The organism is Rhodococcus sp. SJ-2 (genome assembly GCF_053750035.1).
Window position 1 is genome coordinate 103,520 of record NZ_JBSMJG010000003.1, and the last position, 17,305, is coordinate 120,824.

Below are 17,305 nucleotides of genomic sequence, written 5' to 3' on the forward strand. Positions count from 1 at the left end.
ACCGGCCATGGAGAAGTAGTCAAATCCTGTGGATCGGTCCGTCCGGCGACCATGGACGCCGGCGTGCTGGGGACGGCTACACCCCGGTGTCAGCTCATCCGCTGTGGCTGACGCGCATACCCGACAGAAGTGCGGTGAGGACTGTCGAGGCCTCCTGGGCTGCACGTTCGGGTTCTTGGTCGGTCGTGACGAATAGCACCGCGTTGCAGTAGACGCTGAACAGAATGAACGAGGCGGCTGCAGCCGGGACAGGCTTCGCCTCGCCCGTCTGGATGGCCTCGTCGAGCATGGCCCGAATCAGAGGTATCGCCATGCCCTCGTCGAACTCGCGGACGCGGCTCCAGCCGAGGACGTTGATGGCCTGGGCGAGTAGCGCTCGGGCTTCGTCATCGACAACGTAGCTCTCGAAGAACGCGCGGGTGGCCTGCTCGACGCGCTCCCAGCCGCCGCTCTCTGGCGGCATCGCAGCGATGGTGGCTTCCAGGATCGCTGTCTGACTGACTCGGAACAACTCGGCGAAGATCTCCTGTTTGTCGCGAAAGTGGTGGTAGACCGCGCCGTTACTCGATTCCGAAGCACGGGCGATTTCGTCAATGGAGGTGTCGTCAAATCCTTTGGTGACAAACAGGTGCCGTGCGGCATCGAGCACAGCCTTCTTGGTGAGCGCAGCACTGATGTCACGGCGGCGGGGCTTGACGGAGCTCATGGAGCCGAGAATACTCGCGGACCATGGATCGGTTACAGAGTCATACTCTGTGAGCGGAGGGGCTGAGCTATGGGAACGACGAAGGAAATGGCCCAGTCGAGCATGCCGACGCGGCAACACGACGAGGACGGGCAACCGGTCGTATTCGCACACAGTGTCTTCGAGCGGATGGCGACTGTCGGTCCGCGCGCGCCGCTGGCACTCCCGCCATGGCCTGGACAGACAGACGAGGAGTAGTTCGTGACCGACGAGTTCGCAGCCCATCGCCGCACCGCCGGGGGCATCAGCTTCACCGACGTGGGAGAGGGCCCGGTCACGCTGTTCGTGCACGGGGTGCTCACCAACGGCAGGCTCTGGCGCAACTGCGTGCAACTGCTGTCCGACCGCCGTCGTTGCATCAGTATCGATCTGCCCGGCCACGGGCACACACCCCCTGTGGGGGAGCCGTCGGTGTGGGGGCTTGCCGACGCTGTCGACACGGTCATCCGCGAGCTGGACTTGCACGACATTCACCTGGTGGGCAACGACACCGGCGGCGCCGTCGCTCAGGTCGTGCTGACCCGCAACCCCGAGCGGTTCGCCTCGTTCGCCCTCACCAACTGCGACACCGAAGGCAACTTCCCGCCCCTCGCACTGCGGCCTGCCGTCTGGGCAGCCAAGGCTCACTTGTTGCGCGCGGGCGCCCCGCTGGCCAGGATGCCCACGCTCGCCAAGCAGATCTACCGCACCGGCTATCAAAACGTCTCTGCTGTCCCCGACGACGTCATCATCGGCTACCTGGCACCGACCTTGGGCAGCCGCGAGGGGCGCCGCTTCATGACGGCTCTGCTGTCGTCGATGAAACCTGAAGAGCTCGCGTCGATCCGTCCTCTCCTCAGCGCGTGTGAGGTGCCCACTGCCATTGTGTGGGGCACTGGCGACATCTTCTTCCGCCGCTCTTGGGCCGACTGGCTCGTCGATCTCATTCCTGGCGCCACCGGTGTCGTCGAGGTTCCGGGGGCCCGGTTGTTCTTCCCGGACGAGCGGGCGCCCGAACTCATCGACGCGCTGGAGGCTCATTGGACGCTCGGACCAACTGGTGACGAGGCTCAAATAGGGTAAGCGATCCAGGAGTGGGGTCCGTCAGGCGATCTCGGACGTCGGCGTGTCCGGTGGCGGTTGTGCGGGGTGATGTCGCCGGGTCGTTCGAGGAGCTTGCCCTGGTGGAACATCGCGCCGGCACGCACGAGCGCGACCGGACTGGCAGAGACCGCTATTCGAGAAAGATCGGGCGGATACGGCAAAGTGAGTCGGTATCACCAAGGACCTGGTGGTGGGTGTACCGCCGTACACGTACGCCTCGAGTGCCAACGTTCTTGCCGATGTTCGCGCCCGTGATGAAGCATCGGGTCATGACGGATCGGCGTTCAGTGCAGGGTTCGAGGTGACTCAGAACCCGCAGTTCAGATGGTTATCGGTTCGTAGCTCCAACAGCAATGGCGCCCCATGCTTCTCCCGGCGGGTTCTAACGGTGGTCGCAACACCCCGAGTTTCGGGAGGTTGCGACCACCGTGTCGTTTACAGACAAACGCGAGGAGTTCCTCGCCCTACTCGATGTGGTCAAGAGCGTCACTCCAGCAGCGCGAGACCTGGGTATCAATCGCAATACCGCGTACGCGTGGGCGCGTGCAGCTGGCGTCTCTTCGAGGCGAACCGAGGACCCTCGCAAAGCCGAATTCCTGTCGTTACGCAGGGAGGGCCTGACCAGGAAGGCCGCGGCAGAACGTGTAGGAATCAACATCCGGACGGCCAGGGACTGGGACCGTGGAGTCCGACGACTGAAACGCGGTCGGCTCTATCCCGACGGAACGTTTGTGGACTACACCACCAACACGACGACGATGAGATCCATGACGAGTCCACCGTCGACGGTTCCGGAGCAAGTCGGATCGCGGCTGCTGTCACTTCAAGAACGAGAGACGATCGCTGATCTCAAGCGGCTCGGCTGGTCATTACGGGCGATCGGCCGAAAACTGGGACGATCGGCATCGACGATCAAACGCGAGATCGACACGCGCTCGACGGACGGCGTCTATCTGCCGCATGGTGCTCATCGCGACGCCGCCACGAAACGGATGCGCCCGAAGCCGGCGAAACTTGCCCAGTCCGGGCGGCTGCGGGACTACGTGTCGGACCGGTTGAGGGAACAATGGTCTCCGGAGCAGATCAGCGGCGTCCTGTCGCGAGATTTCGCGGATGACGAGAGTATGCAGGTGAGCACGGAGACGATCTACCAGGCGATCTACGTCCAGGCTCGCGGCGGGCTGAAACGTGAGGTCGCTGACGCGTTGCGCACCGGCCGAGCCCGCCGTAAGCCGCATCGCTCGCCTGAGCAACGCACCAGCCGGTTCGTTGATCCGATGGTGATGATCAGCGAACGCCCGGCGGAAGTTGAGGACCGTGCTGTCCCAGGGCATTGGGAGGGCGATTTGGTGCTCGGCGCGGGCAACAAGACAGCGATCGTCACCCTCGTCGAACGGTCCACACGTTACGTCATGCTCGGGCATCTTCCCGGCGAACACACGGCCGAAGCCGTCCGCGACGTCCTCGTTACTCTGATCGGCACGCTGCCCGAGCATCTGCGCGGCTCGCTGACCTGGGATCAGGGTGCAGAGATGGCTGCGCACAAGGCGTTCCGAGTGGCCACCGGTGTCCCGGTCTACTTCTGCGATCCCGCGTCACCCTGGCAGCGAGGATCGAACGAGAATACCAATGGTCTGCTGCGCCAGTACTTCCCCAAGGGCACGGACCTATCTATCCACGGCCTCGAAGACCTCGAGCACGTCGCGCAGAAGCTCAATAGCCGCCCACGCAAGACGCTCGGCTGGGATACCCCAGCCGAGCGTCTGTTAGAACTTGTCTAGTTCGCTTGGTGTTGCGACGACCCCTGGAATCCGCCCCCCCTGAGCTGGGGCGCCATTGCTGTGCGCTAGAGGGTTTAGCTTGCCGAACCGCTGCCAGCGGACCCGGTGCTGAGCAGGGTTACCAGGAGGCATTCCCAGGAATTGGGGCCGATGTAATCGCAGGGTCCCGAGGGGATGGGCCACGGACCCTCGGGCGGTGCGGCAGCAGCGGTTGCGGGGATGCCGAGGCCGAGTGTCGCGGTCGCGGCGGCGACCACCAGTAGCTTGCGCATGTCAGTGGATCCTTCGGTGTTGGGTGTTGGCGATTTGTCGTGTTCGCCGGTTGAAGTGCGCAGCATATCCACTGGTGTTCGGATTCGGGGGTTGGGGCGTGGTGTTGTTCGGGGTTCAGGAATGAGGAGAGGGTGCCACGGTAGGGCATGGTCCAGCGGTGCACCTTGTCTTTGAATACGCCGAGTCGTTCGGCGGCGGCCCGGATGGATAGGTCTGTTCGATGAGTTCGATGGCGGCGGTTGCGGTGTCGCATGGTGATATCTGCTCCTTGCGTGCATTCCGGCCGATCCTTCTCAATTACTACGGCACCCCCTGGTCCAGCGGTGACGCTCAGTTCGCCGCATCCTGATGCGACTCACGCTGCTGCTGAATGCGGGTAAGGGAGGTAGGCCAACGACGTGACCACGGCATCGCGCGCAGTTCGATAGTCGGCGCGGCCGTCGCCACCTGTGGGGAATCGTCCGTAACGTGCTCGCGCGGGGGCCGCGATGGGAAGAGCGAGGGTGCCGGAGGGAGTGGCTCGGACGCCGCGCTTCTTTCCGCGTCGGCTGCGCCATTCAAGTTCTTCAGTCCACCAGCGGTGTAGTTCCCGGTCGATTAGGTGTCGGTGGGTTCTGGTGGCTGCTGTACCTATCACGCCACGTGAGTGAGCAGTGCGGTCCATTTGCTCGGTCGACGTCATTGCCGATGTGGGTAGAAGTTGTAGGTCGCGCAGCTTGTAGAGGGTTCGGATGACGGTTTCGCTGGTGTATCCAGTGGCTGCTGATACAAAGAAAGCCAGTGTTGTTCTGCGGTGGACGGAAATGATTGGTTTTCCGAATTGGAGAGTTGCCCAGTGAATGCGTGCAACGACACCACCAAGACCTATTCTGTGCGTCCAGACATCATGGGTGTGATGGGCCAGTAGTGCATGCGATGTTCCGGGTCGAGGGGCGGGGGCGGGTTCCCCTTGTGTTGCACCTATAGAGGGGAGATTCAGCTCCCAGGTCGATGCGCGGGTACCCGATCCTGCGTGAATTCTGGTGACCCACTGTTCCCCCGCAAGGATGCGGAGGCGACGGGAGACGGTGCATGCGGCGACGGCAGCTGCTTCGGCGAGTCTGCGGACGTCGACGTCGAGGGTGCGGGTACGGGCGGTGCGGGCGAGGACGATCAAAGCGTGGAGGATTCGTTCGTCGCTGGCACCTCCTGGGCGTGCCCAGCGTGTCGGATCTGCCATTACGGCGGCTTCGACTTGGTCGAGTTCGTCGTCTACCGGTGCGCGCTCGTCCGCAAGGGAAGGTGCGAACCTGGCCGCGACGTCGAGGGCTCGCTGCCATTGCCGGGCCGTGTCGTCGCAGCCGCGGTCGTGATCGTCGCGGAGCCGAACAAGTCCGGGGGCTGATGCCACGGCAGTTTCGACGTCGAGGAGGCTGTGGCCGGCTTTGGCCATGCCGAGCAGGATGCTGTGTGCGAGAGCCGATCGGTCGGTGCCGGGTGTTGGCGTTGTGCCCAGCAGTGCCTGGGTGCGGATGCTCAGCGGGCGTCGGGGCCGGTCCAGGTGCGGTCCGGCCTGATCCTCGAGGATGCGGACCGTGCGGGTGCGATCGTGGTGTTTGGGGAGCTCTGTGTGGGGGTGACGGGCAAGTAGCCACTCCACGACATCGTGGGGAGCACCCGACGACATGCGCTTCAGGGTGTTGCTTAGAGCGGGTCCATGCAGGTAGGGGAGTGAATATCCGCCATTGCGGTGGGGAGCGCCGGGGGGTCGGACGGCGCCGGTCACGGGGTTGGCCAGCGGGGAGGTATCCAGACTGGGATAGTGCTGGCGCAGTGCATGTGCGAGCGTGCGTACGCTGTCCGCGCTCGCCCCTGGGTCGGAGAGTCGGATCCACACGTGCTGGCCGCCTGCCGGGCCGGAGGCTGTGTGCAGGTGCGCGACACCGAGCTCGTCGAGCACCGTGCAGAGCCGGTGTGCGTCGATGGCGGCGACGTCGGCACCATGTGGGCCGCTGTCGAAGTCGAATGCGAGTAGGCGGAATCGGAGGTCCGCGGCGGTCAGATGGATCGCCCACGGGACTTTCGGTGCTGCTGGAGGCATCGATGCCGTCGCCAAGTAGTCGTGAGTGCACTGTGCATCGAGGCGTACACGGGGCCGCGGCGACCATCCTCGTGTGCACATGTCGAACAGGTGCCTGAGGAGATGCGTTGAATGAGGCTCGTTTATCGGGTCGTTAGCAACGACACGGAGCGCATTGATTGAAGCTGTTTCAGGGAATGCGCTACCCTGAGACCTGTCTGGCACGACAGTCCCTTCGGGGATATAGCAGTACCTGAGGAGGAGCTGGTAACTCCGCCTCTACGCCTTGAGAGCCCTCGTCAGCCCGGTCGCTGCGGGGGTTTTCTCATGTCGGCAGTAGGCACTGGATTTTGTTGGGCTGGTTAGTCCCTCTGGCAGTGTGCCTCTATGCCGCGTCGATCACCTCCTGCGAGGTGCTGGAGAGGTCGTTGGGGTCCAATTCGACAGCAAGGTCGGCACGCCCCAGGTGATGGCAGACGAGGTCTGCCAGGTATTGGCTGCGGGAGGTCACTCCTCGCGCGTTGAGTGCGGCATCGAGCGCGGGTGTGATTTCCTTTGGCACGCGGATCGTCACATAGTCACGCTCGCCTTTGCTTGGGCGTCCCATTCGACCTCCTCGTATCAGCACCAGATATGAATGCGGTCCCATCTTGCGCGACGAAGCTCGCGGACGTGTAGGCAACACGCCGACGTCCCGCGACCTTGCCAAGTGCGTGGAAGGCGACGCACAGGCCTGTCCTACCGCAGCTCCTGCGACGTCGTACAGCAGAATTGGGACCCATTCGTCGACGGGTTGAGGTGAGAGATCCCCTCGTTGCGCACAGGACGACACGCTGGATGTAGCTGAAGCGAAAGTTGAAGTACACGAGCCAAGCTCGCTAATATGCATAACGACGGCTTTCTCTGGTGAGGAAGTACGAAAGCCCGAGTGGTTTGGCGACTGGTCGGGCAATGGTTTCTTTTGAAGGCCCTCTGCTGGCAGGCAGGGGGCCTTCTGCTTTTACGGGATTTTTCCAATGGTCTGGACATCCCCGGCGCGGCGCCTACATGGCAGACACCTTCCCGACTTCGCGAGCGAGGTCCGGTCTGCCGGCTTGAAGTGCGAGTAGGTCGGCGATGTACTGAGACAGCGCGACCTTGGCATTTTCGGCGTCCTTGCTGAGCTGTTGATGCAGCTCAGCGGGGATACGTAGAGTCATCGCGGCGCGGTCGCCCTTGTGTGGCTGTGCCATTGCGCGAACCCCGTTCTTCAAGATCGTCCAATCAATCTGAATCAGATTAGCGGCCCGAGCCCCTCATGTCAGTTACCGTCGCCATCGGCGTGGCGCGGATCTATTCTACGGTTTTAACTTCAATACAGTGACATCGACTCAGATCTTGTCGAGCATGTCGAGACGAATTTGCCGGGTGCGATCCCATACCGCACGAAGCTCACCTGCCTTGACCTTGTAGATGCGCGCAAGCTCACGGGCGACGTCGGGGTCGTAGTCGCGCCGCCCCTTCTCTATGCGTGTGAGCGTGGTGGTGCCGACACCGAGCTTTTCCGCGACGTCGGCCTGATTGAGGCCGGCAAGAGTGCGCAGGTCAGCGAGAGTGAGCTCGTCGGACCGAAGAACAAGCATGTCACCAATAGTCACACGCAGTTTCTTGGCGACGGCGCCGAGCAGGGCGGGGGTAGGGGTGGCGCGCCCGATCTCCCAGGAACGCAACGTCGCCTCGGAGATCCCGGCGGCGTCGGCCAGGTCATCACCGGTCAGTCCGCGTGCTTCACGTAGGCGACGAAGCCGGGCTCCGCTGAAGCCGCGCACGGTACTTCTCGACAATCGCCCTCCCTGGTGAGGCTGATTCTGGGCTAGGAACTCACCCATCTTTGCACCCCTCCTGACATGCGGATTTGAGGTTTGATGTCAAAGTACGGTGGTATTATGATACAAATGCAGACGTGCAGTTGATCAGTACGCTCAACTCGCCCATCAAGGGCAAGGTCGGGGGACCCACTTCATCTCTCCCGGCGCGTCACGACACAGGACGTGGCGCGTCGCTGCTTTGCGATGCGCCATGCGTAAACGGGAGGGGCTATTTCGTGAGCACACATCGCCGCCGGAGGGCAACGAGCGCGGTCTTGAGCACCGCAACGCTGGCTCCAGCTGCTGCCGGGTTGATGATCGCCCTGGCGCCGACAGCATCAGCGGCCCCGGTCGACAACTCCGGCGGGGGACAAGCCGGAATCACGTCCACACCGGAATCCGGCGGTGGTCAGGCCGGTATCACCTCGACGCCGCCTCAGTCGGCACCTGAGCCCACACCCGCGCCGTCCTCACCGCAGCCGCAGCCGACCGAGGACTTCTGGGTCGCGCCGCCTGCCGAGTACAACCGCGGTACCCGCGCCTACGACCCGCAGACCGGCGGCGGCGTCTCGATGACGCAGTACAGCGACTATTCGGACGACGATTCCGGCGGTGGCACCTGGAACGCAGATCCGACTCCGCAGGCCCCAGCCGTGTTCGCCGGGCCAACGCTGCCTATCCAAGCTCCGGCCAACAAGATGCGTTTCGGCCGCGTGATCTTCGATCAGCCGGACTGGGTCTCCGACCCCGACGCCGAACGCACCAACCGCACCACGGCGGTGGTCGAGGCGATGGTGACCGACATCCACAAGTCGACCGGCAACATGGACTCCGAGGAAGCCGAAAAGCTCGCATCCGCGCAGGTCGCCGGAACGGCGGTCGGCACGGGCCTCGGTTTCGCGACCGGATGCGCGGCGGCGGGCGTACCCACGGCTCTGGCGTTGGGCACGGTCGGCGGTATCGGCGGTGCCGGGTTGGGCACGATGGTCCCGCTCCCGGTCCCCGGGGTTGCGCCGATCACCTCGGGTGTGGCGGGAACCGCCCTCGGGACGGGTATCGGCTTCGGTGTGGGTTGCGCCGTCGGTGGCGGTCTCGGCGCGGTCGGTGGTGGCCTGGCCGGATACGGCCTCGGTACCGCCTACGGCGCAGGCGAGGATGCCACACCGATCGAGGTCGAAGTACCCGAGGTCGAGTCCGAGCAGATCACCGAGCAGGTCGACACCACGCTGGTCCAGTGGTCGGAAAACCCCGTCGGCGCAGCTGCGGTCGAGGCGGTGCAGACCTTCACTGACGAGACCGCTCCGGCACTCGATTCGCAGGTTCGCGACTTCGTGCAGGCACAACCGGGTGGTGAACAGATCGTCGAGCAGGTCGACCAGGGCCTCGACACGTTCTTCAACGACGCAACGGCGGGCCGGGCATCGCGTCTGATCAGCGAGGCCGTGGGTCTGGGCATGGGCACCGACGAACCGACGCTCGACGCCTGAGTGACGGTCGAGGGGGAGACACACCGATGAAACGGAACAACCGACCGGGTTCACGTGTCCTCGACGCGACGGCACCGCGAACCCGCACGGTCCGGCCGTCGGTGTCGGCACCGGCGACCAGGGAGCGCTTCTCCTCCGCGGGGGGAGCGAGCGCACGTAAATCGGAGTCTCGGGTGGTGCCGGCGGTCGAGGGTGGCCGCCGCCCTGCTCGCCAGACTGCATCGGCTCCGTCGGCCAAGGCCGGGACACGGACGCCCGTCGGTCGCGGACTGCTGTACGGCGGGGTCGGTATCGCTGCTGTGGCGGTGGTGGGCATGGTCGGCTGGGGCGCATCGGCACTGATCGGCGCCGATGGTGCGGATGTCGTCGGCCCGGCTCCGGTGACTGCGCCGCCTGCTGCTGCTGCTGTGGCGGATGATCCCTGCGCGCCGGGGGAAGGCGACCAGCTCTCCGGCGAGGGCGTGATTACCGCACTCGAGCACAGGTACTACTTGCTGCGGGACGGCGGCGCAGCACGGGAGCTGATGGCATCCGATGCATCGTTGCCCAGTGCTGCGGTGATCCAGCAGGGGATCGACTCCGTTCCCCTCGGGACAACGCATTGCCTCGAGGTGACTGCGATCGGCCCGGATACCTACAGCGCGCAGATCACCGAGGTCCGTCCGGATCGCCGCAACGAGTTCAAGCAGCGCATCACTACGACCACGGCCGAGGACGGCCGTGTGTTGATCCGCTCCATCGAAGAGGTCGGGGGGTAGTCCGGAATGAGGAAAGCAGGAATCGCCCTGGCGGCTGCGGTGATGACAACTGCGGCCGGGATGACCGTTCCGGCTGTTGCCCATGCTGCCGAGCTGAATGGGTGTGCTCGCACGATCGCGATGATGATTCCGGGCACGACGGAGACCTCGGCGCATGCCGATCCGAACGTGCCGACGGGGATGCTCGCTGCGGTCGGTGATGCGCTCGAACAGCGGTTCGGCAACAACTTCGACGCGGTGTACGTGCCGTATCCAGGGGAGGCGTTCTTCAATGGCACCTCGTATGCAGAGTCCAAGTCGAGGGGTGACAAGGCAGCAGCGGAGCTGATGGAGCGGTGCCCGTCATCGAAGTACGTCATCGCCGGGTACAGCCAGGGCGCGCAGATCGGCAACGACCTGGCCGTCAATATCGGGCACGGCCTCGGCCCGGTTGCCGCGCAGCAGGTCAAAGCGGTGATTCTGCTCGCCAACCCGAAACGCGGCACCGAGGGTGCGAAGTTGATCGGTCCGCCGCTGCCCGGGCAAGGAATTGCGGGGCCGGCCCCGGAAGGGTTCGGTCAGCTCGCGGGCAAGGTGTTCGACATCTGTCACCCGGATGATGCGTACTGCAATACCGATGGTGAGGCGACTCCGTTCTTGGCTTCGCTGGGTCGGATCATCGCTAATCCTCCTGGTGCGGTGGATGTCTCGGCACAGCTTGCCTCGACCGCTGCGCCGGAAACGCCGACGCTGGCCGGTGCGTCGACTGTGGCCGATCAATCGACGGCGACGCAGTCGTCATCGCTGCTCGAGGCGCTGTCCTCACCGGGACAGTGGCGCAATGCCGATCTGTCGGCAGTGGTCGGTGCAGCAACCCGGCTGGCCGAGTCCGTGGCCACGCTCGATGCGGGCGGTCCGACGTCGACCACCTCGGCGGCGAACATCGCCCGGATCACACAGCAGGCCAGGCTGGTGTCGGAGACCCTGACGCCGGTCAGCCAGGCCAGCGCGTGGATCGACAGCAACCCCGGTGCACGTGAGACCTTCACCGCGGCTCCCGAAGGCTCACCGGAGGCGACGACCGCGAGTGTTCTCGACACGCTCGAGCAGGTCGATGTTCCTGCGGTGCTCTCGGCCGCGGAGGCGGTGACCAGTACAAGCACCGCGTTGCTCAAGGCGCGGACATCGGGTGAGCCGGTCAGTGTCTCCACGCTGGCGAGTTCGGCAGACACCTTGGTGACGGGCCTCTCGCCCTTGGCGGCCGCCGGTCCACCGGAGCTTCGTACGGCCACGCAGGTGCTCTCGGTCGCCAAGCCGACGACGATCATCAATCAGCTGCTCAACGTCGTGTCCGGAGTGACATCGGTCGACTACCAGGCGGTCGCAGCTGGATTGCAAGCGCTGCCCGGCAAGGTTGCCACCGGCGATGTGCGGGGCGCGCACGCTATTGCGGGGGATCTGAACAATCAGCTCTCCCCGCTGGTGAAAATGGCCGCCGGGGTGGACTTCAAGACACTCTCTCGTCTGGTGGCGATGGTGCCGGACCCATCCGGCACGGCGGCGATCGCGACGCTGGTGCTCGATCTTCTCGGCAATGTCGATGTCATTCGGTTGGCCCGCAATGTCGGTGAGATTCAGGAAATCGCCTGGTCCATCGCTGAGACCGGGAACGTGCTCGAGCTGTCGCGGCTGATGCCGGTCGCGGTGGAACTGGCGCAGGTGGCCCTGGGGGTGCTCACACCGGGGCAGAAGATGAGCCCCGATCAGCTGCACGACCCCGACGATCCGATCGGATCGCTGATGTCCGTGCAGGCGCAGAACAGCGACCTGGCCGGCCTGAGCTCGTCGGTGATGGCGCTGGCCAGCAGTGATGACGCAGCCGAGCTCGGTCAGCTCGTCTCCGAGGGCTTCACCGCCGCAAGTTTCTACGCCTCGAATTCGCATATCGCGTATCCGAGCTGGTCCCCGAACGGAGAGGACAACGCGATCGACACGATGGTGAACATTTTCGCGCGGGCGATCGGCGGATAGCTCCGCTGGTCCTGGCGGCGGGTGGTGCCGCCGCCAGGGCCGAGCCCTTCACGAATCGGCATCCGACCTCGGGCGGGCGGATGCGAAGTCACACGGTGCATGGCCTGGGCGGGCTGTGAAGCACTCATGCAAAGGGGGTGAGAAACGTGGCTTCTTCGACTGCAAAATTCGCGCTGGCGGCGGGCGTCGTCGTGCTGATGGGTTCGCTGGTCATGTGTGGCAGCGACAATCCCGAACCGGACAACTGCCTGCCGACGCAGGGATCGTCCAGGTCGCCGAACAGTCTGCGGGCTGCCTCCGGCAAGAAAGTGCAGCCGATGGTGACCGGCACCTACACGTTCACCTCCGGCTTCGGCCCGCGGTGGGGTGCCCCGCACAACGGCATCGATCTCGCAGCCCCGATCGGGACACCCTTCTATGCACCGATGGATGGGATCGTCGTCGCTGCTGGTGACTCCGGTCCCGGCGATGAGGGCGGCTTCGACAACTGGATCATCGTCGACTCGATTACCTCGGATGGGACGACACTCTCGACGGTCTACGGCCATATGCACTCGGACGGCGTGCTGGTGGGCGTCGGCGATGAGGTGCGCTCCGGGGGCCTGCTCGGGCAGGTCGGCAATGCCGGTGGTTCGACGGGCCCGCACCTGCACTTCGAGGTCTGGCCCGGTGGCCGGCTCGACGGCGGGTCGCCGATCGACCCGAAGCCCTGGCTCGCTGATGCAGGCGAACTGGACTCCCCCGAACAGGCTCCGGCTTCGCCGAACGTGCAGCTGGTGGCGGCAGAGACTCCACTCGGAGCGGGCTGCACCGGTTTGACTCGCCCCGGTGGGAGCGCGCTCGAAGACGGTTCGGTGCCTGAGGAGTTCCGCGAGTGGATCCTCGAGGCGGCGGACACCTGCGATGCGGTCGATGCTCCGTTGCTCGCCTCCCAGCTGTATGCAGAAAACCAGTTTCGCTACGGACCGAGCTCGCCGGTCTCACCGGCCGGGGCACGCGGACCGGGCCAGTTCATGCCCGACACCTGGGCCGCGCTCGGCAAGGACTACGACGGTGACGGCGTGGCGGATGTGAACTCGATCGGCGACTCGGTCATGGCGATGGCCGACTACGACTGCCAGATGTGGGATCTGACGCAACAGTGGCTCCGCGACGGAAAAGTCCACGGTGGCGGCACCGCGCTGATGCTCTCGGCCTACAACTGCGGCCCCGGCGGCACCCTCGCCTCCAGCGGCGTCTGCGGCAACTCCGAGACGACGAACTACGTGCGCAGCATCATTGCCCGCCGCCCCGACTTCACGGGGGTCGAGCAGGCTCCGCGCCCACCGGCTACCGACTCACGGGTGGTCGATGCAGCCCTCGGGTGGTTGGGCACCGATTACGCCTGGGGCGGTGGTGATGCCAGCGGACCGACTCGCGGTATCAGTGATGGCGGGGTGGCCGACGCGCACGGTGACCACAACAAGCTCGGGTTCGACTGCTCGGGCCTGATCCTCTATGCAGTCGCACAGGCAACAGACGGTCGAATCGTTCTGCCACACCAGGATTCGGCGCAGGTCAGCGATCCTCGCGGCACACCGATCACCAAGTCCTCGGAATTGCGGCCTGGAGACATCGTGCAGCCGCGTCCCGGTCATGTGTGGATCTGGATGGGGGACAACGAAGTTGTCGAAGCACCCCAATCAGGGGGAAAGGTCCAAGTCGCCGAATGGACACCACCGGAAAGTGTTAGAGCTATGCGATTTGCTTGAGCAACAACGGTTTTCATACACCAGAACATCGGAAACGATGAGACACCAGAGAGAGGACACTACAGCGTGAGCGACGAATGGGACAAGGCCGAAGCAGCGGTACGCAGCCTCGCGGCCACCCGGAAGGTCGAGTCCATGATGGCCTCGGATCTGAGGGCATGGGCGTCGGAGAAGGGGCTCATGACGCGCACTCAATGGCCGAAGGTCAAGCGCGAACTCTACAAGCAATTCGACGTGGACTACGACGCACTGCGCGAGTGCGAGCAGCGCGAACGGGCCGAGTCGCTGGCGGCAGCGGCCGCAACGGCTCCGGTGGTCTCGCTGTCCTCGGCGGGCGACGAACGTGGATCGTTCGCAGTGGTCGGTGACGCCGACACCAGCGAAGTCGCCTGGTACGGCTCGTTCCACAAGGACGACCGAGTGTTCCGCCCGGGCCATCAGGACTCTGCCGATGAGGCCAGCGCCGGCAAGGCAGTGTTTCTCGCCTCGAAGGTGCGCGAACATCTCGACGCGCACGCGGTGCGGCTGCGCCTGCGGGTGAGTAGCGAACGCATCAACGGAGTGAAACTGGCCGATCTGGCGGCGAAGAAGCAGGTCATCCTCGATCTGGACGTGGTTCCGACCGGGAATATCGCCGAGCAGTGGTGCCTCGAGCCCGGCTTCGGCGAGTGGCGCGCGATTCGCCTGACAGATCTGGTGGTGACCCCATGATCCGGCGGATCGCGCTGATCGGCGTCGCAGTCGGGGCACTGACTATAGCGGGGTGCAGCTCCGACACCGAGCAGGATCAAGCATCCTCGAGTTCGTCGGCTCCGCCGTCGACCTCGACGGCGGCGTGGCCCCCCACCGAGGACACCGCGGCCTCGGAGACGCCGGAGGCTTCAGCCGCCCCAGAGCCACCGACGGTAGACACCGATGATCCGGGCGAACTCGGCGGCACGGTCGTGCAGACATGGTTCTCGTACGACACCAATACCGACACCAATCGCAACGACGCCCCGGTCCGCGCCGCTGATCTGGGTGTGCTGACCGACGAACTCGATACGAAGGTCCGCACCGACGCCGAGGTACAGGTCAAGGCCACGGGGGAGTGGGCGCTGTGGGCGTCGCAGGGCGCGACGGTCACAGCTGTGGCGGTCGAGGTCCCCAATCAGGGGCAGGCGAACACCAAGACGAAGTACCACGGCATGTACGAGGTGACCAGCACGGTCACCGATTCCAGCGGCACCGAAATCAGCAGTGATGTGCAGTACGTCGCTGTGGTGCTGACCGACAACGGCGACGGATGGCGCGTGTCGTCCGTCTCCACTGTGTGAGGTGAGCGTGATGGCTGACATCGCTGATTACAACCACGAACCGACGGTCGATCCACGTCGATTGCGGTTGCGCACCAACCGCCCGGCTGAACCGGACGCGCACGAGCCGGTGACCGAGGAGATCCCCGATCCGTACGGAGTCGGGGTGGACGCTCTCGCGGCCGCCGAAGGGCAGGGCGTTCGTACTCCGGCCCCAACTACACACGGATCACTGTTCGACGAGGCAACGTCCCCGGCATTGACTCAGCCTGCTCAGTGGGGATGGCGCGGACGAATCAATGCAGCCCTAGGCACGAAAATGGCACCCAAGCAGGACTCGACCGAAACCGGATACCGGGCGGCGATCGAAGCGATCCAGCGCACCCTGCCGGGCTCGGGTGTGGTGACAGTGGTCAACACCAAGGGCGGTGCTGGGAAGACGTCGACAGCGATCGCTTTGGGAGCGACACTCGGCAAACATCGCGGACGTGGAGTCGTCGCGGTCGATATGAGCGAATCCGGAGGCACCCTCGGCATTCGTGCTGCACGCACCACAGATATCGAGCGCACGACCTGGGACGTACTGGGCGATGCTAGCCGACTCGTCTCTGCCGAGGCCGAAGCCGGTGAACTGGCCTCGTATCTGCGATTGCAGCCCACACACGACGAGATCTTGGCCGGCGACACGGACGCCTCCTACGACGGCATCCTCGAGAAGAACGAATGCGCAGCTCTGGGCGCGGTGCTCCGACGCCACCGCGACCTGCTGATCATCGACACGGCCACAACTCCTCAGGCAGAAGCCTGGCAGTGGGCAGTGCACAACGCCGATGTGCTGGTCGTTCCGCTGCCGATGCGGCGAGACATGGCCCAGCACGCCTACGCGATGCTCGACGGCCTGGTCAAGCGTGGTCTCGACCATCTGGTGCGCACTGCGATCGTGCTGTTGTGCGCGACACCGGAGTCCGATCCAAGCCTCGAATCAGTCATCGTCGACGAGTTCGACGCTCTGGGCGTGCAGACCTACGTGCGGGTTCCGTTCGAGCCGGTGTTCGCATCGGGGGAGCGGATCACGCTCGAGACGCTGTCGCAGACATCGATCATCGCGTGGACGAATGTCGCGGCGATGGTGACCGATGCGCTGGCCGAGGCCATCAGTGAACGGCGAGTATGGCAGCGGCCGCAGCCGGTCCCGGTAGCAAGCGAGGAGCCGGAAACTCCGACGTTCACGCCGGAGGAACCGGAGCCCACACCCCCACCCGCACCTACACCCGAGCCGGTCGTACTCGTGACGGTCGATCCGGCCGCACTCACTGAATCTCCGGCGGAACCCGCAGCCGACGACCCGGCACCCGATGCCGAGGTACACCAACCACCGGTGCACTCGCGTCGTCCGCAGCCGCCCCAGCCGTTGAGCTTCAACCCCTACGCCTGACCTGTGTTTGTGAAAGGAATTTTCATGTCCCGCAAAGATTCTGCTAGTTCGCTTCCTCGGAGGGCGGCACGTACTGCGACTGTGTCCGCAGTTGCGGTCGGCATGCTGTTGCTGACCGCCGGCATCGCTTCTGCACAGGGAGCCGAAAACCCGTTGGACGGCATTACTCCGAACCTGGATGTGTTCGGCGGCGCGCTCAATGATGTGTGGGCACGCGTGGTTGCCGGTATCTGGGCTGCGTTTTTGGCTGCATCCGGGATCAACTTGATCGCGGCGCTCTACAAGATCCGCAAGGCCCGAGCAGGGGGCTACCAGAGCGAGCTGAGCGATTCGATGGATTCCGCCAAGACCGCCGCAGTCGCGTTCGGCGCCATCGCCGCGGCAGGCGTCATCATGGGCGCCATTTTGTTCGTCGTCAACGGCAGCTGACCGGCCGCATCACCGAACTCGATTCGACTTCTAGGAGATTCGCATGGCACCCGATTTCAGTTCGATCAAGCCAGGTTCCTCACCGTCGGTGGCGGCCACATCGTCCTCGAGCACCGCAGAACCGGGTAGCTGGAAGGCTGCGTACAACCGCATTCCCAATTGGAAGAAGTACGGCTTCCTCACCTTCTTCGTTCTCTCGATCGTCGTGGTCCTTGTGGCGGCGACGATGGGCGGTGGCGGAAGCACGAGCTCCGACACGGTGCGGACCGGTCACGGCCCGAACGAGATCACCAATGGCATCCCGCACGGCTACGACCACACGCAGGCCGGCGCACAGACCGCCGCCACGAAC

The 17,305-nt window shown here is 64.7% G+C and carries 15 protein-coding genes and 2 pseudogenes; 11 read left to right on the forward strand and 6 right to left on the reverse strand.

The features are described from left to right. Positions 1 to 94 precede the first annotated feature (94 nt). Complete coding sequence (locus ACSYG9_RS28505; RefSeq protein WP_440127868.1) at positions 95 to 706, reverse strand: TetR family transcriptional regulator; 612 nt, start codon at positions 704 to 706, stop codon at positions 95 to 97. Positions 707 to 946: 240 nt separating this feature from the next. Here ACSYG9_RS28505 and ACSYG9_RS28510 point away from each other — a divergent pair, with 240 nt between their 5' ends. Both ACSYG9_RS28510 and ACSYG9_RS28515 read left to right on the forward strand, forming a co-directional pair. After that, positions 947 to 1,807 (forward strand): alpha/beta fold hydrolase, encoded by an 861-nt coding sequence (locus tag ACSYG9_RS28510; protein ID WP_454843081.1) that lies wholly within the window; start codon positions 947 to 949, stop codon positions 1,805 to 1,807. Between the two features lie 556 nt (positions 1,808 to 2,363). Continuing rightward, positions 2,364 to 3,609: pseudogene (locus tag ACSYG9_RS28515) on the forward strand (IS30 family transposase). A gap of 74 nt (positions 3,610 to 3,683) precedes the next feature. Here the strand turns inward: ACSYG9_RS28515 and ACSYG9_RS28520 are convergent. The 5 genes from ACSYG9_RS28520 to ACSYG9_RS28540 all read right to left on the reverse strand — a co-directional run bounded on the left by ACSYG9_RS28520 (position 3,684) and on the right by ACSYG9_RS28540 (position 7,764). Further along, complete coding sequence (locus tag ACSYG9_RS28520; protein WP_440127866.1) at positions 3,684 to 3,881, reverse strand: hypothetical protein; 198 nt, start codon at positions 3,879 to 3,881, stop codon at positions 3,684 to 3,686. 356 nt (positions 3,882 to 4,237) lie between these two features. Then, on the reverse strand, positions 4,238 to 5,962 hold the full coding sequence (locus tag ACSYG9_RS28525) for a hypothetical protein (protein WP_454843082.1): 1,725 nt from the start codon (positions 5,960 to 5,962) through the stop codon (positions 4,238 to 4,240). A 364-nt stretch (positions 5,963 to 6,326) separates the two neighbouring features. Then, positions 6,327 to 6,548, reverse strand: a complete 222-nt coding sequence (locus ACSYG9_RS28530; RefSeq protein ID WP_330136906.1) for a hypothetical protein — start codon at positions 6,546 to 6,548, stop codon at positions 6,327 to 6,329. A gap of 436 nt (positions 6,549 to 6,984) precedes the next feature. Then, on the reverse strand, positions 6,985 to 7,173 hold the full coding sequence (locus ACSYG9_RS28535) for a toxin-antitoxin system HicB family antitoxin (protein WP_378563764.1): 189 nt from the start codon (positions 7,171 to 7,173) through the stop codon (positions 6,985 to 6,987). Between the two features lie 138 nt (positions 7,174 to 7,311). Then, positions 7,312 to 7,764: a helix-turn-helix domain-containing protein gene (locus ACSYG9_RS28540; protein WP_440127864.1), complete on the reverse strand. Its 453-nt coding sequence runs from the start codon at positions 7,762 to 7,764 to the stop codon at positions 7,312 to 7,314. Between the two features lie 299 nt (positions 7,765 to 8,063). Here ACSYG9_RS28540 and ACSYG9_RS28545 point away from each other — a divergent pair, with 299 nt between their 5' ends. The 9 genes and pseudogenes from ACSYG9_RS28545 to ACSYG9_RS28585 form a co-directional block, all read left to right on the forward strand. After that, positions 8,064 to 9,275: an insoluble domain protein gene (locus tag ACSYG9_RS28545; protein ID WP_440127863.1), complete on the forward strand. Its 1,212-nt coding sequence runs from the start codon at positions 8,064 to 8,066 to the stop codon at positions 9,273 to 9,275. A gap of 26 nt (positions 9,276 to 9,301) precedes the next feature. After that, positions 9,302 to 10,033 carry a hypothetical protein gene (locus ACSYG9_RS28550; RefSeq protein ID WP_440127862.1) on the forward strand — a complete coding sequence of 244 codons (732 nt, stop codon included), beginning with the start codon at positions 9,302 to 9,304 and terminating at the stop codon, positions 10,031 to 10,033. A gap of 6 nt (positions 10,034 to 10,039) precedes the next feature. Continuing rightward, positions 10,040 to 12,043 carry a cutinase family protein gene (locus ACSYG9_RS28555; RefSeq protein ID WP_440127861.1) on the forward strand — a complete coding sequence of 668 codons (2,004 nt, stop codon included), beginning with the start codon at positions 10,040 to 10,042 and terminating at the stop codon, positions 12,041 to 12,043. Between the two features lie 146 nt (positions 12,044 to 12,189). Continuing rightward, entirely contained in the window at positions 12,190 to 13,794 is a 1,605-nt protein-coding gene (locus tag ACSYG9_RS28560) for a peptidoglycan DD-metalloendopeptidase family protein (RefSeq protein ID WP_440127860.1), read from the forward strand. 66 nt (positions 13,795 to 13,860) lie between these two features. After that, positions 13,861 to 14,505, forward strand: coding sequence for a hypothetical protein (locus ACSYG9_RS28565; RefSeq protein ID WP_440127859.1), 645 nt, complete (start codon positions 13,861 to 13,863; stop codon positions 14,503 to 14,505). Next, positions 14,502 to 15,110, forward strand: coding sequence for a hypothetical protein (locus ACSYG9_RS28570; RefSeq protein ID WP_440127858.1), 609 nt, complete (start codon positions 14,502 to 14,504; stop codon positions 15,108 to 15,110). The genes ACSYG9_RS28565 and ACSYG9_RS28570 overlap by 4 nt, the downstream gene beginning before the upstream one ends. Positions 15,111 to 15,120: 10 nt before the next feature. Continuing rightward, positions 15,121 to 16,524 (forward strand): AAA family ATPase, encoded by a 1,404-nt coding sequence (locus tag ACSYG9_RS28575; protein WP_440127857.1) that lies wholly within the window; start codon positions 15,121 to 15,123, stop codon positions 16,522 to 16,524. Positions 16,525 to 16,626: 102 nt separating this feature from the next. Beyond that, the gene (locus ACSYG9_RS28580; protein ID WP_454843083.1) at positions 16,627 to 16,953 is read left to right on the forward strand and encodes a hypothetical protein; all 327 of its coding nucleotides are present in this window, start codon (positions 16,627 to 16,629) and stop codon (positions 16,951 to 16,953) included. Between the two features lie 43 nt (positions 16,954 to 16,996). After that, positions 16,997 to 17,305: pseudogene (locus ACSYG9_RS28585) on the forward strand (hypothetical protein); the annotation flags it as partial.

What these genes read in the sequence shown, in the direction of transcription:
- ACSYG9_RS28525 (WP_454843082.1), bottom strand. Translation starts at nt 5,962, where the DNA reads ATGCCTCCAGCAGCACCGAAAGTCCCGTGGGCGATCCATCTGACCGCC.
- ACSYG9_RS28580 (WP_454843083.1), top strand. Translation starts at nt 16,627, where the DNA reads ATGCTGTTGCTGACCGCCGGCATCGCTTCTGCACAGGGAGCCGAAAAC.
- ACSYG9_RS28530 (WP_330136906.1), bottom strand. Translation starts at nt 6,548, where the DNA reads ATGGGACGCCCAAGCAAAGGCGAGCGTGACTATGTGACGATCCGCGTG.
- ACSYG9_RS28520 (WP_440127866.1), bottom strand. Translation starts at nt 3,881, where the DNA reads ATGCGCAAGCTACTGGTGGTCGCCGCCGCGACCGCGACACTCGGCCTC.
- ACSYG9_RS28535 (WP_378563764.1), bottom strand. Translation starts at nt 7,173, where the DNA reads ATGGCACAGCCACACAAGGGCGACCGCGCCGCGATGACTCTACGTATC.
- ACSYG9_RS28550 (WP_440127862.1), top strand. Translation starts at nt 9,302, where the DNA reads ATGAAACGGAACAACCGACCGGGTTCACGTGTCCTCGACGCGACGGCA.
- ACSYG9_RS28570 (WP_440127858.1), top strand. Translation starts at nt 14,502, where the DNA reads ATGATCCGGCGGATCGCGCTGATCGGCGTCGCAGTCGGGGCACTGACT.
- ACSYG9_RS28555 (WP_440127861.1), top strand. Translation starts at nt 10,040, where the DNA reads ATGAGGAAAGCAGGAATCGCCCTGGCGGCTGCGGTGATGACAACTGCG.
- ACSYG9_RS28505 (WP_440127868.1), bottom strand. Translation starts at nt 706, where the DNA reads ATGAGCTCCGTCAAGCCCCGCCGCCGTGACATCAGTGCTGCGCTCACC.
- ACSYG9_RS28575 (WP_440127857.1), top strand. Translation starts at nt 15,121, where the DNA reads ATGGCTGACATCGCTGATTACAACCACGAACCGACGGTCGATCCACGT.